This is a genomic window from Arenibacter nanhaiticus (assembly GCF_900141935.1).
Classification (GTDB): Bacteria; Bacteroidota; Bacteroidia; order Flavobacteriales; family Flavobacteriaceae; genus Arenibacter; species Arenibacter nanhaiticus.
This window is the reverse complement of the sequence record NZ_FQYX01000004.1, coordinates 100,525-117,250: the sequence shown is the minus strand read 5'-3', so window position 1 is coordinate 117,250 and position 16,726 is coordinate 100,525. Positions and strand designations below refer to the sequence as shown.

General features: G+C 39.3%; 14 protein-coding genes. 6 read left to right on the top strand and 8 right to left on the bottom strand.

Annotation, left to right across the window (positions count from 1 at the left end; genetic code table 11):
* Positions 1-26 precede the first annotated feature (26 nt).
* Together BUA16_RS03925 and BUA16_RS03920 are read right to left on the bottom strand one after the other, a co-directional pair.
* Positions 27-494: a CYTH domain-containing protein gene (locus BUA16_RS03925; RefSeq protein ID WP_072763337.1), complete on the bottom strand. Its 468-nt coding sequence runs from the start codon at positions 492-494 to the stop codon at positions 27-29.
* Positions 495-541: 47 nt separating this feature from the next.
* Complete coding sequence (locus tag BUA16_RS03920) at positions 542-1,219, bottom strand: NAD(P)H-binding protein (RefSeq protein WP_072763336.1); 678 nt, start codon at positions 1,217-1,219, stop codon at positions 542-544.
* 77 nt (positions 1,220-1,296) lie between these two features.
* Here BUA16_RS03920 and dinB point away from each other — a divergent pair, with 77 nt between their 5' ends.
* Positions 1,297-2,394, top strand: a complete 1,098-nt coding sequence (gene dinB / locus BUA16_RS03915; RefSeq protein WP_072763335.1) for a DNA polymerase IV — start codon at positions 1,297-1,299, stop codon at positions 2,392-2,394.
* 157 nt (positions 2,395-2,551) lie between these two features.
* Here the strand turns inward: dinB and pyk are convergent, their stop codons facing one another.
* The 5 genes from pyk to BUA16_RS03890 all read right to left on the bottom strand — a co-directional run bounded on the left by pyk (position 2,552) and on the right by BUA16_RS03890 (position 6,918).
* Complete coding sequence (pyk, locus tag BUA16_RS03910) at positions 2,552-3,994, bottom strand: pyruvate kinase (protein ID WP_072763334.1); 1,443 nt, start codon at positions 3,992-3,994, stop codon at positions 2,552-2,554.
* A gap of 4 nt (positions 3,995-3,998) precedes the next feature.
* Positions 3,999-4,463: an IPExxxVDY family protein gene (locus BUA16_RS03905; RefSeq protein ID WP_072763333.1), complete on the bottom strand. Its 465-nt coding sequence runs from the start codon at positions 4,461-4,463 to the stop codon at positions 3,999-4,001.
* Between the two features lie 113 nt (positions 4,464-4,576).
* Positions 4,577-5,314, bottom strand: a complete 738-nt coding sequence (gene rnc, locus BUA16_RS03900) for a ribonuclease III (protein ID WP_072763430.1) — start codon at positions 5,312-5,314, stop codon at positions 4,577-4,579.
* 8 nt (positions 5,315-5,322) lie between these two features.
* Complete coding sequence (gene fabF, locus BUA16_RS03895) at positions 5,323-6,573, bottom strand: beta-ketoacyl-ACP synthase II (RefSeq protein ID WP_072763332.1); 1,251 nt, start codon at positions 6,571-6,573, stop codon at positions 5,323-5,325.
* A 111-nt stretch (positions 6,574-6,684) separates the two neighbouring features.
* Complete coding sequence (locus tag BUA16_RS03890; protein WP_008269813.1) at positions 6,685-6,918, bottom strand: acyl carrier protein; 234 nt, start codon at positions 6,916-6,918, stop codon at positions 6,685-6,687.
* Positions 6,919-7,077: 159 nt separating this feature from the next.
* Here BUA16_RS03890 and purN point away from each other — a divergent pair, with 159 nt between their 5' ends.
* From purN to BUA16_RS03870, 4 genes are all read left to right on the top strand, one after another.
* A complete protein-coding gene (gene purN / locus BUA16_RS03885) occupies positions 7,078-7,647 on the top strand; it encodes a phosphoribosylglycinamide formyltransferase (protein WP_072763331.1) in 570 nt (189 codons plus the stop codon).
* Complete coding sequence (locus BUA16_RS03880; RefSeq protein ID WP_072763330.1) at positions 7,647-8,282, top strand: ribonuclease H1 domain-containing protein; 636 nt, start codon at positions 7,647-7,649, stop codon at positions 8,280-8,282. Before purN ends, BUA16_RS03880 begins: the two co-directional genes overlap by 1 nt.
* Before the next feature lie 90 nt (positions 8,283-8,372).
* Complete coding sequence (locus tag BUA16_RS03875) at positions 8,373-9,299, top strand: PfkB family carbohydrate kinase (protein WP_072763329.1); 927 nt, start codon at positions 8,373-8,375, stop codon at positions 9,297-9,299.
* 45 nt (positions 9,300-9,344) lie between these two features.
* Entirely contained in the window at positions 9,345-11,243 is a 1,899-nt protein-coding gene (locus tag BUA16_RS03870; protein ID WP_072763328.1) for an amidophosphoribosyltransferase, read from the top strand.
* Positions 11,244-12,873: 1,630 nt separating this feature from the next.
* Here the strand turns inward: BUA16_RS03870 and BUA16_RS03865 are convergent.
* Positions 12,874-13,482, bottom strand: coding sequence for a superoxide dismutase (locus tag BUA16_RS03865; RefSeq protein ID WP_072763327.1), 609 nt, complete (start codon positions 13,480-13,482; stop codon positions 12,874-12,876).
* Between the two features lie 119 nt (positions 13,483-13,601).
* Between BUA16_RS03865 and BUA16_RS03860 the strand changes: the two genes are divergently transcribed.
* Positions 13,602-16,721 (top strand): UvrD-helicase domain-containing protein, encoded by a 3,120-nt coding sequence (locus tag BUA16_RS03860; protein WP_072763326.1) that lies wholly within the window; start codon positions 13,602-13,604, stop codon positions 16,719-16,721.
* The last annotated feature ends 5 nt before the right edge of the window (positions 16,722-16,726 follow it).

Here is a 16,726-nt window from a genome sequence, read left to right as displayed (position 1 = left end):
GCCTCCTTTTCGGGAGGCGTTTTACTTTACCATTCTTTAAAAGGATGTTTGCTCAATTGGGAGTTGTAATACTTGATATCTCCCGTAACCTCTTCTCCTAGCCAATCGGGCCTTATAAATTTTTCCTCTTCGGACTTCAATTCTATTTCGGCCACTACCAGGCCTTGATTTTCTCCTAAAAACTCATCTACTTCAATAACATGCTCCCCAGAGGGAATGCAATAGCGATACTTTTGTAAAATGCCCTTTTCACAGATCTTGAGTAAGGAAGATGCCTCTGCCACCGGTATTTCCTTTTCCCATTCGAAGCGAGAAGTCCCCGAGGCATTAGAGATACCCTTGACAGTAATAAAGCCTTGATCGCCCATAATCCTGACCCGTACGGTACGTTCCTTATGAGTATTTAAAAACCCCTGCTCTATTCGTGTTTTACTGCTTGCCTGATCCTTATAGGCTTTGGAATTCACTAAAAATTTGCGTTCTATTTCAATCATCGATGCTTCTTTCATTACTTCGCCCAACAAGGGGTTTTTAATAGTTCTTACCCTTTACAATCCTGGTTTATGGTCTTAATTTCGTCAGACTCAATATATATCTTATGATATTTATTGTTGGCCAGCCAAGCCATGGTCGTTGCGATGGCCGCTGGATGGATGGTTTTATATTTTTGCCAAGGCCCTATCATGGCAAAATTAAATATTTTTAATAGCTGTTTGGCAAACCACTCCCCAAATCGTTTCTCTTCTCTCCTACCTCCTATTAAGGAGGGCTGCAAGATATGGGTTTTTTTGATCTTGCACTTTACCACCTCCTCCTCCATAATTCCTTTGGTCTTATTGTAAAAAACCTTGCTTTTGGGATTGGCACCCAAGGCAGAAATTACGATAAAGGTGGTAATCCCATTTTCCATACAGAGTTGAGCAGCCTTTACGGGAATTCCACAATCTATTTGATGGTACAAATCTTTATCTGGAGTTTTAGCTTTGGTAGTCCCTATGCAACAAAATACTTCATCGGCCACAAAAAAAGTTTTAAAACTCTTAAGATCTAGCACATCGCCCAAATGCTCTTCTAATTTGGGATGTGAAAAACCAATTTTAGACCGCGAAAAAAGCTTCACTTTGGCATACCTCGGATCATCCAATAGTTCCTTCACCAAGAAAGACCCCGTTAAACCTGTCGCCCCTAAAACAATGGCTATTTTATCTTGTTTTTTCATCCTTATCGCTTCTATCAATATATGTTTTGAACCTCGCTATTGGTTACGATCCAAATTAGTTGTTATAAATTTACGGCATGAAAATGGATTTTCCTTTACGAAAAATTATCCACGTCGATATGGACGCCTTTTACGCATCCGTAGAGCAAATGGACAATCCAGGCCTAAAAGAAAAACCGGTAGCCGTGGGAGGCTCTGAAAAGCGTGGTGTGGTTGCTGCCGCGAGTTATGAGGCCCGTAAATATGGTATCCGAAGTGCCATCAGTGGTGCTTTGGCCAAAAAACTATGTCCCGACCTTATTTTTGTGAAGCCACGCTTTGACCGCTACAAGGAAATCTCCCTTAAAATAAGGGCTATTTTTTACGAATATACCGACCTGGTAGAGCCCCTGTCCTTGGATGAAGCCTATTTAGATGTTACCACGAACAAAAAAGGCAACCCTTCGGCCTCGCAGATCGCCGAAGAAATAAGGGATCGTATTTTTAAGGAAGTGGGCTTAACGGCATCGGCAGGGATATCCATCAACAAATTTATCGCCAAGGTTGCCAGTGATTACAACAAGCCCAACGGCCAGAAAACGGTAAATCCGGAGGAAGTACTGCCGTTTTTAGAGAATTTGGACATTAGGAAATTCTATGGGGTAGGAAAAGTGACGGCCGAAAAAATGTACCAATTGGGTATTTTTACGGGAAAGGATCTCAAGGGAAAATCTACCGAATTTTTAACCGAGCACTTCGGAAAAAGTGGTGCCTATTATTATCAAGTGGTCCGTGGCATCCATACCAGTGAAGTGAAACCCAATAGGATTCCAAAATCGATAGGGGCCGAACGTACTTTTGACGAAAATTTAAGCAGTGAAATTTTTATGTTGAAAAAGCTAGAAAACATAGCCTTTGAACTAGAGAAGCGCCTTAAAAAATCGACCATAGCCGGAAAAACGGTGACCTTAAAAATTAAGTACAGTGATTTCTCGCAACAGACCCGAAGCAAGACCCTGCCTTATTTCATAGCCGAAAAAAGCCTTATCCTAGAAACGGCCAAAGAACTCCTTTACCAAGAAAAAATGGGGAATTCTGTGCGTTTATTAGGGATTTCCCTCTCCAATTTAAATACCGACAAGAAAGCTGCTTCCGGTAAAAAAACCATCAGCATTCAGTTAAAACTCGATTTTTAGCATCACGGGGCCATACATCCGTATCAATATCAGGAAGATAAGGTTGTGGGGAGGTAATTACTGCGGGAAAGCATTTGAGTTTCCTTGTCTAGGGAAATAAAAAAAGCCTTGCAAGGAGCTGTTCCCTACAAGGCTTTATTAGAAATTTTGAGATGGCTTAAAAGTCAGTAGCTCCTATTTCAGAAACTCTTAGGGTATTTACCATCCCCTTATCTTTTATAGGCATTGCGGCCAAACTAATTAGCATATCGCCTACTTCCAAGAAGCCTTTTTCACATGCCATTCTGTTTACATCTTCTATGGTTTCGTCTGTAGATACAAACTTGTCGTAATAAAATGCTTTAACTCCCCAAAGAAGGTTCAACTGCGTTAAAATTCTTCTGTTAGAAGTAAATACCAAAATATGTGCCTTTGGTCTCCAAGCCGAGATTTGGAAGGCCGTGTATCCACTATTGGTAAGTGTTGAAATACCCTTAGCCTTAATTTCATTGGCCATTATAGCAGCGTGATAACATACCGATTTGGTAATATATCTATTGGTTCTAATTTGTGGTGGCGCTAATGGCACTTTAATAAGTTCAGAATTTTCTACGCTCCTTAAAATGCTGCTCATTTTCTCGATTACTTGCACTGGGTAGTTCCCAACAGAAGTTTCACCAGAAAGCATTACTGCATCAGCACCGTCCATCACCGAGTTGGCAACATCGTTTACCTCGGCACGGGTTGGAGTAAGGCTAGTAATCATCGTTTCCATCATTTGGGTAGCGATGATCACTGGAATCCTAGCTTTTTTAGCTCTTAATACTAATTGTTTCTGGATCAAAGGTACTTCATGTGCAGGAACTTCCACTCCTAAATCGCCCCTAGCCACCATTAAACCATCGCAGTAAGCTACAATCTTATCGATGTTTTCTACTGCTTCCGGTTTTTCTATTTTAGCAATGATCGGAATCTTGTGCTCTGAATGTTCTTTGATAATATTCTGAAGATCTATTAGATCCTGACTGAATCTTACGAAAGAAAGTGCTATCCAATCTACATTTTGAGAAATCGCAAAAATAGCATCCTCAACATCCTTTTTAGTCAAGGCTGGCAAGGATATATTCGTATTAGGAAGGTTCACCCCTTTTTTAGACTTTAAAGGTCCTCCTTGGATTACCTTAGCCTTTACCTGATCTTTTTTATTGGTGGAAAGCACCTCGAACATCAATTTTCCGTCATCCAAAAGAATACGTTCTCCTGCCTGCACATCCTGTGGAAAATTGGTATAGTTCATATATACCTTTTCGGCAGTACCTTCAAAAGGCTTTCCGGTTACAAAAGTTATCTCATCACCAGGGGCTACGACCACTTCCCCGGCCATGACACCGACTCTAAGTTTTGGACCTTGTAAATCTGCAAGAATAGAAGTGTTAATCCCTAATTCCTCATTTAGTTCACGTATCATTTGGATACGCTCGGCCACGTCCTTATAATCGGCATGGGAAAAGTTTATCCTAAAGACATCTACTCCAGCCTGCATCATCTCCTTAAGAACACTTTTCTTACTAGTAGCTGGCCCTAGAGTAGCTACTATTTTTGTCTTTTTTGTCGTTGGCATTTTATTAAAAAATTAAATTGTTTTTAGATTTTAGTTTGTTCGCGTCCAAGCTGTAGGCAGTAATAACCCTTGGAATGGACAACACGGATTTGAAAATCACTTCTTCTGCATCCGGTTCGTCGTGCTCTACTTTAAAAAAGTAGTCGACTTCTCTATATTCGGGTATCAAAACAGGCGTTGAATAGGAGGGTTGACTCTGAAATAGGTCGCCCATCACCAATTCTTGTTCCTTGATACCTATGTTGCTAATAAGTGTATAATATCGGTCGTTTACTTGATCTCGCCACTCAAAAATAGGAAAATAACCACTCTTGGCTATCTCTAGATCGAATTTAGTTCTTTTTAAATTTGATTTCAAACAACGGTTTAAGGCATAGACCAATGCATAGTCTTCTAAACTACTGTGCAAGGCGATTAAAGTAAAAGTATCCTCATAAAAGTCTTCCGAAATTTTGTATATCGCTGCCATACCTTCCGTGAAAGGGGTAAATATAAGGTTAATAACGAAATTAGCCTACTTCCTGCCAGCGCAAAAATTTAGATAATACTACGAAAACGTTAGAGTTTCATTACTTTTAACAATTAAGCCTTGTTGATTTTATCCTGTAGTGCATAATATGCTCTTTTAGATGCAATTTCTTCGGCCTTCTTCTTCGAGGTTGCCCTTGCTTTTGCCACAACATTGTTTCCTATGGACAATTTCACCGCAAAGTGCTTTACAGCATCGTTACCAGTATCATCATACACGTCGTATTGGAAGGATTTCTTCTTCTTCTGACACCATTCTATCACTAGGCTTTTATAGCTAATGACCCTACCTTCCAATTGTTCTATATCTACATAGGGGCCAATGACCTTTTTGTTGATGAATTTTTCACAAAACGCATAGCCTCTATCCAAGTATATGGCGCCAACCAAAGCTTCAAAAACATTCCCATGAATATTTTCACCGAAGCGTTCTTTTGGAATTCTGCTTTCGACATAATGGATCAGATTCAGATCTTTTCCCAATTCGTTCAAATGCTCTCTACTCACGATTTTAGACCGCATTTTGGTTAAATACCCTTCATCGCCTTCGGGAACCTTCCCATATAGGTATTTAGAAATAATGGTCCCCAACATAGAATCGCCCAGGAACTCCAATCGTTCGTAATTCATCGGGTTGCCCAATTTATCTTTCCTATTGACCGATCTGTGAACGAATGCCCTTTTATAAATATCTAAGTTTTTGGGCTTAAACCCAAGGATTGATTTCATACCCAAAAAAAAATCCCCATCCTTATTAGAATGGGAATTAAATAAATTGGCAGGAAACTTCATCTTTTGAATTAGCTTAATTTTTTGAAAATCACACATGCATTATGTCCTCCGAAACCAAAAGTATTGCTCAAGGCAACGTTTACTTCTCTTTTTTGGGCTTTATTAAGGGTAAGGTTAAAAGATGGATCAATTTTATCATCTACCGTAGCATGGTTAATAGTCGGTGGTACCAGACTGTGTTCCATAGCCAAGATAGAAGCAATTGCTTCAATAGCTCCTGCTGCCCCTAACAAGTGACCTGTCATGGACTTGGTAGAGTTGATATTGATGTTAGGTGCATGGTCTCCAAAAACTTTAGAAATGGCAATTAACTCGGCAACATCGCCCAAAGGCGTAGAAGTTCCGTGTGTATTGATAGCATCTACATCTTCTGGTTTTAATCCAGCATCCCTTAAACAGTTTTCCATTACGCGAACCACCCCAATTCCTTCCGGATGTGGTGCTGTCATATGGTAGGCATCACTCGATAGTCCACCACCGACTATTTCGGCATAAATCTTAGCGCCTCTTGCTTTGGCGTGCTCATATTCTTCCAGGATCAAGGCTCCAGCGCCTTCCCCTAGTACAAATCCATCACGGGTAGCATCAAAAGGTCTCGATGCAGTTTCCGGACTCTCATTTCGTGTAGAAAGGGCATGCATGGCTCCAAAACCACCCATACCTGCTATGGTAACGGCTGCTTCACTACCTCCAGTAACTACCACATCACAAGTCCCCAAACGAATTGTATTTAAGGCATCGATCATGGCATTGGCAGAAGAAGCACAGGCAGAAACCGTTGTATAATTAGGTCCCATAAAACCATATTTTATAGAAATGTTCCCAGGTGCAATATCTGCGATCATTTTAGGTATAAAGAAAGGGTTGAACCTTGGCGTTCCATCTCCAGCAGCGAAATTCAATACTTCGTTCTGGAAAGTTTCTAAACCACCAATACCAGCTCCCCAAATTACACCGGTTCGGAATTTGTCTATTTTATCTAAATCCAATCCTGAATCCTTTATGGCTTCATCCGAAGAAATAAGGGCATATTGTGCAAACCTATCAAGTTTACGTGCCTCTTTTCTGTCAAAATAATCTTCTGGATTATAGTTCTTTAATTCACAGGCAAACTTTACTTTGAACTTCTCAGCATCGTAATAAGTGATAGGAGCAGCACCACTTTTTCCGTTCTTTAAGCCTTCCCAATATTCCGATATATTATTGCCAATGGGCGTTAACGCCCCAAGACCAGTAACTACAACTCGCTTTAACTGCATTGAACTGAAATTTTTGTTTACTTATTAAGTTAAGTGTAAATTAAAAAAAATTATCCATGTGGCACTGTTACCGCATGGATAATTTTGAAACTTGTACAAGAAATCATAAAATTACTTGGCTTCTTCGATATAGCTTATAGCTTGACCAACTGTTGCAATGTTCTCTGCTTGATCGTCTGGAATCTGAATGTCGAATTCTTTTTCGAACTCCATTATCAACTCAACAGTATCCAATGAATCCGCTCCTAGGTCGTTAGTAAAGCTAGCTTCAGTAACAACTTCGTTCTCATCAACACCCAATTTATCTACGATGATAGCTTTTACTCTTGATGCAATGTCTGACATAATAATTTCTGTTTTAAAAATTTAAATTGATGGCAAAAATAAAAAACTTTAGTATAATAACACCATTTGTCTTCGAAATGTGTCCTAAATTAATAAAATTAAACACAAGAGTATTAATTTTGCCCAAAATAATTTTCATTTTCAAGCTCTAAATCCCTCATGAAACGTATTGTTCTATTCGCATCCGGCTCTGGTTCCAATGTTGAAAATATCATTCATCATTTTAAAGACAATCCTCAAGTTCATATCGCTTGTGTCTTATCAAATAAGAAAGATGCCAAGGTTTTTGACCGCTGCAGCCGTCTCCATGTGAGCGCTTTTTACTTTAATAGACATTCGTTCTATGAATCTGAAGCCGTTTTGGATGTTTTAAAAGCAATGAAGCCAGACCTTATAGTATTGGCTGGTTTTCTATGGAAGGTGCCCGAAAACCTGATTAAGGCTTTCCCGGATCAAATTGTCAATATTCATCCGGCATTACTCCCCAAATACGGTGGCAAGGGTATGTATGGCATGAATATTCACAAGGCAGTAAAGGAAAATGCGGAAACCGAAACCGGTATCACTATACATTATGTAAACGAACATTACGATGAGGGCACTATTATTAAACAAGCTACGGTAGCCTTAGCCCCTCAGGACACCCCCGATACAATTGCCGAAAAAATACACGCATTGGAATACAAACATTTCCCTAAGGTCATCGAAAATCTATTATTTGAGCATTAATGTCCAAAAAATCAAAATTCTATACGGTTTGGAAAGGCAAGTCTCCTGGCATTTATCGCAGTTGGAAGGAGTGCAAGGCCGCCATTTCAGAATATAAAGGTGCCCAATACAAATCTTTTCTTACCCTAGAAGAGGCAAAAAAGGCCTTTGACGGCAATTATGACGACTTTAAAGGCAAAAAATCGACCGGGTCTACCCTGTCTAAGGAACAACTTTTAAAAATAGGAGCTCCAAATTACAATTCTATTGCCGTAGATGCCGCTTCTAGTGGTAATCCGGGGATCATGGAATATAGAGGTGTAGATACTAAAACCAAAAAAGAACTCTTTAGACAAGGACCATTTAAACAGGGTACCAATAATATAGGAGAGTTTTTAGCCCTGGTCCACGGATTGGCTTTTTTAAAAAAACACCAGAGCAATCGTATTCTATATACCGATTCTAGAACCGCCATGAGTTGGGTGCGCAAAAAGAAATGCAATTCCCTCTTACAAGAAACCGAGCAAAACAAGGATGTTTTTGAATTGGTGCGGCGGGCAACAGCATGGCTTAACAACAATACATACACCACTACCATCGTAAAATGGGAAACAAAAGCCTGGGGAGAAATTCCGGCTGATTTTGGACGAAAATAACTATTAATATATTTTTATGAATTTTGAACTTCTAATTCTCATGGAATTAGTAGTTCAAAATCGTATATTTGCAGCAAATTTTTAAACTTAATGGGTAAACTATTAATTGTAGGTACCGTTGCCTTTGATGCTATCGAAACTCCTTTTGGAAAAACGGATAAAATTCTAGGTGGCGCAGCGACCTATATTAGCCTAGCCGCTTCACAATTCAATATAAAATCTGCCATTGTATCAGTTGTTGGAGATGATTTCCCGCAAGAACATATGGACTTGTTCACCAACAAAAACATAAATGTTTCGTCTTTGGAGGTGGTTAAAGGAGGTAAAAGTTTTTATTGGAAAGGCAAATATCACAACGATTTAAATTCTAGGGACACCCTAGTGACGGAATTGAATGTGTTGGCCGATTTTTCACCGGCAGTTCCAGAAGATTTTAAGGACGCAGACGTAGTGATGTTGGGAAATTTACACCCAAGCACACAAATGAGTGTAATAAATCAGATGGCAAAACGACCAAAACTAATAGTATTGGATACTATGAACTTTTGGATGGACAATGCTTTACCAGAACTTATGGAGGTAATAGCACATATAGATGTGATTACCATTAACGATGAAGAGGCAAGACAGCTGACCAACGAATATTCTTTGGTAAAAGCTGCAGAAAAAATTCAGCAATTGGGTCCAAAATATGTTGTGATCAAAAAAGGCGAACACGGAGCTCTTTTGTTTCATAAAACGGAAGTATTTTTTGCTCCCGCCCTACCTTTAGAAGAAGTCTTTGATCCTACGGGAGCAGGGGACTCTTTTGCCGGTGGATTTGCAGGCTATTTGACGGAAACGGAAAACATCAGTTTTAACAACTTAAAGCGCGCCGTTATTCACGGTTCAAATTTAGCTTCATTTTGTGTAGAACGTTTTGGAACCGAACGAATGAAAGATTTACAAAAAAACGAGGCAAACGAAAGATTGCTCCAATTTAAGGAGTTAACTCAATTTGACATAGAACTACAATAAAAACATGCCCTGTAATCACGGGGCATTTTAATTTTAAATCAGACAATGAGCGACGCCATTAAGCACGAATGTGGGATTTCTTTAATTCGGTTATTAAAACCGTTAGAATATTATAAAGAAAAGTACGGTACAGCCTTTTACGGGGTAAATAAAATGTACCTAATGATGGAAAAACAGCACAACCGTGGTCAGGATGGTGCTGGATTTGCAAGTATAAAGCTAGACATGGATCCTGGAGAACGCTACATGAGTAGGGTCCGATCCATAGATCAGCAACCGATACAGGACATTTTTGCCCAAATAAACGATCGGATCAATTCTTCCATGAAAGAGAATCCGGAATATGCAGATGATGTTGCCAAACAAAAAAAGCATATTCCGTACATTGGAGAAGTTCTTTTAGGACATGTTAGGTACGGGACATTTGGAAAAAACAGCATCGAAAGCGTTCACCCTTTCCTTAGACAGAACAACTGGATGCACAGAAACCTTATCGTTGCAGGTAACTTTAACATGACCAATGTTAATGAACTTTTTGACAACCTTGTTCAATTGGGACAGCATCCTAAAGAAAAGGCAGATACCATTACGGTAATGGAAAAAATAGGTCATTTTTTAGATGACGCCGTAGCCAAGCTTTACAAGGACATTAAAAAGGAAGGATATAGCAAAAGAGAAGCTTCTCCGCTTATTGCCGACCGGTTAAATGTTGGTAAAATTTTAAAAAGAGCCGGAAAAAACTTCGACGGTGGGTATGCCATGGCCGGACTTTTGGGGCATGGAGATGCCTTTGTACTGAGGGATCCGGCCGGAATAAGACCTGCATACTACTACCAAGATGATGAAATTGCAGTGGTAGCGTCTGAAAGACCTGCTATACAGACCGTTTTTAACGTTCCCTTTGAGGAGGTGAAGGAACTAGATCCAGGACATGCTATTATCATTAAAAAGGACGGTACCGTTAAGTTTAAGAAAATAATTGAGCCGACAGAAAGAAAGGCGTGTTCTTTTGAACGTATTTATTTTTCTAGAGGTAGTGACAAAGAAATATACCAAGAGCGCAAGCAGTTGGGGAAATTACTTTTTCCACAAATTCTAGACTCCATAGACGAGGATATTAAAAACACTGTTTTTTCTTATATCCCAAATACCGCGGAGACTTCCTTTTACGGGATGGTGATAGCTGCTCAGAACTATATGAACAAAAAGAAAGAAGAACAAATTCTTTCTATCGGTAGAGAAATCACTGCAGCAGAACTGCACGAAATACTAGAGGTTCGCCCACGTATAGAAAAGGTAGCTATTAAGGATGCAAAGCTCAGAACTTTCATTACCCAAGATAGCAGCAGGGACGATTTAGTGGCCCACGTATACGACGTTTCTTATGGTTCTGTGAAAAAAGACGATAACTTGGTCATCATCGATGACAGTATCGTTAGGGGTACCACCCTTAAGAAAAGTATTCTAAGAATATTAGACCGCTTATTACCTAAGAAAATTATCGTTGTTTCTTCGGCACCACAAATACGTTATCCAGATTGTTACGGTATAGATATGGCCAAATTGGAAGATTTTGTTGCTTTTAAAGCAGCATTGGCCCTACACCAAGACAGGAACACCATGCACATTGTTGAAGAGATTTATCAAAAATGTCTTACGCAGGTTAACATGCTGGACAAGGACATCGTAAACCATGTAAAAGACTTTTATGCGCCATTTACTCCTGAAGAAATTTCGGAGAAAATTGGTGAATTATTAAGTCCTGCAGATATTAAGGCCGAAGTTAAGATCATTTACCAAACGGTAGAGAATTTACACGAAGCCTGTCCTAAGAATTTAGGAGACTGGTATTTCACCGGAGACTACCCAACAGCAGGGGGTAACCGAGTGGTCAACAGAGCTTTTATCAATTTTTATGAAGGCAAAAACGAACGCGCTTACTAATATATTTTATCGATAAACTACACAATTCCGTGGTTATTTATCGTTGATATATACATATTACCGTCTTTATTAACATAAACCTACACGTTGCCACTACCTTAGTGTCACCATAGAATAAGTAGATTAAGTTTATGGTAAGATTTGGGGCAAAAAAGGCAGAGCACAGCTCTGCCTTTTTTATTTTCCGATTTTTATGATCGATCCCTAAGGCACTAATAGTAGCTGGGCGTTCCCCAATCGGGCCGCTCTTTCCGCTGTATCTTTTTTAGCCAGACCAAGCTGCTAAAAAAGGATCCGCTTCAAAAGGACCGCACGGAAAATGCAACGATTTGCATTTGGAGTAAGGGGCCAGCTGGTTCGTTGGCCATGGCAGTAGACATTTTCCATTCGCAATAAACAATGCTTAAAAGTGGCTAATGCTATTCAGGCATGGAGATTGGATAAAAGAAAAGGGAGAAAAGAACAAAGAATGTATAAATATGTATTGGAGTGCTAGCAGAGAGAAGGAGTGAATAGGAAAATTTCAATTAACAATAGGTCCTAACAAAAAATGCATCGATCTGCATTTACAAGGAGGGGCCAGCTGGTGCGTTGGCCTTGACAATAGCCGGTTTACAATGAATATTAAGTAGTTAGCAATAAAAAAAAGTTAGCAGTAAAGGGTGAAGCGTAAATAATAACCAACTCCTCAAAGTCTTCCGACTTTGAAAGTGTATACATATATGAAGGCATAGCCAATATACGTAGTTCTTATGCCCTTTCTCATATAGGCACATTGCTAATTGATTATTGAATGCCGCGTTAGGGATAGCGGCGGCATCCCCGTAGCGGAGCAAGGGATATAGCCAAAAGCCCGCCCGACGAAGGAGGGAACGCCCAAACACCCAAAAGAGGATCGATCTGATTAAATTTAACCAAGAATACCCTCCAAATGCTATCTTAATCCTTTAATGCCCTACATAATATTCCTAAAAAAGCATTTCAACCAATTATCAACGACATTCAACTAAAAGTATTCCCCACAAAGACCCTTTGCGTTACTTTTGGAGGACCATAGCATAAGTAGGTTAAGTTAATGGTAAGATTTGGGGAAAAAGGCAGAGCACAGCTCTGCCTTTTTAATTTTAACACCCCCTTAGATTCTTTCTAAAACAGCAGTATACCGCCCAAACCAAATGTTGGCAGCCCTAGATATTTCCCATGGCAGCGCAATGGCCGTCATCGCCATTTAAGCTATGAAAAGAACCTAATTAGTCAGAATTCCGTTACATAAAACAATTATTTTCTATATTCATAAAAAACAAACCTCCTTAAAACGACTCCTTAACACCTTAAATACAGTACTTTATAATTAAATTCCTTATAGACCTTAAAACAACCTTCTCCTTAAATATTAATTTAAACATAATTTTCCTGATTTTCTTTTGATTATTCTCACAATCAAAGTATTTTAGTCATGCCATAGCATAAGTAGGTTAAGTTTATGGTAAGATTTGGGATGAAAAAGGTGGAGATTTCTCCACCTTTTTCTATTTACGGCAAACAAAAAAACCTCCCGAAAAGATCGAGAGGTTTTACGTATGACCATTACCAAAATTAAGGTAATGTTACGCTTTAAAATAAAGACTTCTTATTTGTTTGCTTCGTACAGGGCCGAAACTTTTTCCCAGTTAACAACCTTAAAAAATGCGTTGATATAATCTGGTCTTCTGTTTTGGTAATGCAAGTAGTAAGCGTGCTCCCAAACATCCAATCCTAGGATAGGAAACCCACCACATCCTGTTTCTGGCATCAATGGGTTGTCTTGGTTAGCGGTAGAACAAACTTCTACTTTCCCACCTTTTTGAACACACAACCAAGCCCAACCAGAGCCAAATCTTGTTGCAGCAGCTTTAGAAAAGGCATCTTTAAAAGCCTCAAAAGAACCAAAAGCGGCATCAATAGCGGTTGCCAAGGCTCCTGTTGGAGTTCCTCCACCGTTTGGAGACATTACTTCCCAAAACAAGCTATGGTTGTAAAAACCACCACCATTGTTTCGTACAGCGGCATTAGACATGTCTAGGTTCGTTAAAATATCTTCAATAGACTTATTTGCCAAATCGCTCCCTTGAATTGCGTTGTTTAAGTTGGTAGTATATCCATTGTGATGTTTTGAATGGTGAATTTCCATTGTTCTAGCATCAACATGTGGTTCTAGCGCATCGTAAGCATATGGTAAATTAGGTAAATCAAAAGCCATAATAGTATCTTTTTAAGGTTAAATATTGTTGTAGTCCAAAGCTACAATTTTAAACAACAATTTCCACTAATAATATGTTAAGAACTGTTGAATAATGCTTATTTTGCAGCCAAAACATCGTGCAGGACGCTCCCTATAAAATTTACAACGCCTCTGCTGGGTCGGGAAAGACTTATACCCTTTCCAAAGAGTATTTAAAAATTATTCTTTCCCCAAATTTCAATCAAAATTACCGCAACATTTTGGCCATTACTTTTACCAATAAGGCGGTAAATGAAATGAAGCAACGTATTTTAGGAAGTCTGTTTACTTTTAGTCAAGTAACACAGGATAAGGATATTCCCCCGATGCTTGCCGATATTTCCAAGGAATTGGGCACCGATGCCATTACCATTGGCTTAAGGGCCAAAAAAGCTTTAAAGGAAATTTTACACAATTACGCTTTTTTCGATGTTTCTACGATCGATAAATTTACCCATCGCCTTATCCGCACCTTTGCAAAAGATCTAAAATTGCCACAAAATTTTGAGGTAGTGTTGGACACCGACCTCCTATTGGACGAGGCCATTGCCAAACTCCTTAACAAGGCGGGCACCAATAAACAATTGACCAAGGTATTGGTCGATTTTGCCCTGGAAAAAATTGACGACGACAAAAGCTGGGATGTCTCGTTGGACCTGCACAAAATAGGCCGACTTCTTTTTAATGAAAATCAGGCCGACCACCTAAAAAAACTGGAAGGCAAAAGTATAGACGATTTTTTAGGGCTTAAAAAAATTCTGGTATCCCAAATTAAGATGCTTCAGGAAAAAATTCAGGAAGACGCCAAAGCCATCCTAGACATCATTAATGATAACGCTCTAGATACAAAAAATTTTAAAGGGGGCTATTTCCCTAAGTTTATAATCAAAATTTCCGAAGGGACTATCGTCAACAAATTTGATGCCCAATGGCAACAAAACTTTGCTACCGACCCTTTATATACCAAGACCTGTAAACAACCCATAAAGGATATTCTCGATGGGCTTCACCCCACTTTCGTGGAGATGTTCGAGGAAATAAAGGAAAACATTGTTATCCTGTTCTTAGTTAAGAACAGCTACAGCAATATTGTTCCTTTAACGGTATTGAATGCGATTCAGCAAGAAATAAAAGCCCTGGAAAAAGAGCGAGATATTTTACCAATCTCCTCTTTTAACCGCATTATCTCCAATGAGATCAAGGATCAGCCAGCGCCTTTTATCTACGAACGTATTGGTGAAAAATACCGCCACTATTTTGTGGATGAGTTTCAGGATACCTCAGAAATGCAATGGAACAACCTTATTCCATTGGTCGCCAATGCCCTTGAAGGTTTTGAAGACCAAGACAACATAGGGTCTTTGCTATTGGTGGGCGATGCCAAACAGGCCATTTATAGATGGCGGGGCGGAAAAGCAGAACAATTCCTAAACCTGATCAGTGAAACCGAAAATCCGTTTGTTTTTCTGCCCTCAACGGCCAACCTCCCTGCCAATTACAGAAGCCATGAGGAGGTCATTAAATTCAACAACGACTTTTTTACAACCACCAGTCAGTTTTTGGAAAACCAGGTATACCAACACTTATTTCTAGAAGGAAACCAGCAAGAATACAACAGCAAAAAGGGTGGCGTGGTGCAACTGGATTTTATTGAAGAGAACGAGGAGCGGCACGAAAACGAGGTGTATTGCGAGGCCGTTTTAAAATCCATTGAAGAAGTCCTAGAAAAAAAATACCCTTTAAAAGATGTTTGCATCCTGACCAGGAAACGCAAGCACGGGGTGCTTTTGGCCGACTTTTTAACACAAAAGAACATCCCCATCATATCTTCGGAAACCTTACTGCTTAACAGCAGCCCTAAGGTGAGGTTTTTGGTCAATTTATTGCAGTATAGCCTCCATCCTGAGGATTTAGAGGTTTGTTTTTCCATTCTTGGTTTTCTATCCGAAGAAAAGGAACATCAGCACCGCTTTATACACAGCCACCTCCAGGATTTAGCAGCTTTTTTCTTAAAAGAATACAATTTTAATATAGAAATCATAAAGCATTCTTCCGTATATGATGGATTGGAATACGCGATTAAGAAATTTCAATTAGCGAACACCTCCGATGCCTATTTGACCTATTTGATGGATGTAGTGCTCGAAATTGAGCAAAAGGAAGGAACCCATAGTCAGGCATTTTTAGCCCATTGGGAAAAGAAAAAGGGAGGTTTAAGTATTACCGCACCGGAAAACTTGGATGCGGTACAAATAATGACCGTCCATAAATCTAAGGGATTAGAGTTTCCTATTGTAATATTTCCCTTTGCCAACACTAATATATACGAGGAAATTGATGCTAAATTATGGCTTCAGGTAGACCCCGATACTTTTGGGGGATTTGAAGAAATATTGATCAACAAAAAACAGGAAGTACTCCAATACGGAGAACAGGCCGGAACCATCTATAACGAAGAGCAGCATAAATTGGAATTAGACGCCTTTAATATTTTGTACGTTGCCCTAACCAGGGCAGAAAAGGCTCTGTATGTAATTACTAAAAAAGATGTTGACGCCAGGGGAAACCATAAAACCAACCTATACTCCGGACTTTTTATTCATTATTTAAAGGAAAGGAACCTTTGGGAAGACAGCCGATACTCCTATGTCTTTGGAACCCTTGAAACCAATGAGGATTCTGATCACCAAAAGGACACACAGGCCACGGTCCCTTATTTGTATACCCATAAGGATAGGGAAAGCTTTAATATTCTGACCAATGCCGGTGCCCTATGGGATACTACCAGAGAAGATGCCCTTAGCAAAGGAAACCTTATACACCACATATTAGGGGAAATAGAAACCGAAAAAGATATTGATAATGCTATTGCCATTGCAGTAAACAAAGGCGATTTGCCCAAGGCAGAAATCAATATCATAAAAAACAAGTTGTACGCTATTGTGCAACACCCTAAATTAGAGGCCTTTTACAAGGATGGAAATACCATCAAGAACGAACAAGACATCATAACCAAAGAAGGTGCCATCTTACGCCCAGACCGTTTGGTGATCCAAGGAAACAAGGCCACGATCATAGATTATAAAACCGGTAAAAGAAATCCAAATTACTACCATCAATTATACGCATATGCCGATGTTTTAATTGAGATGGATTATAAAATAGAACACAAAATAATTGTTTATATCAACGAAGATATTACCTTAGAATTTATTTAAAACTA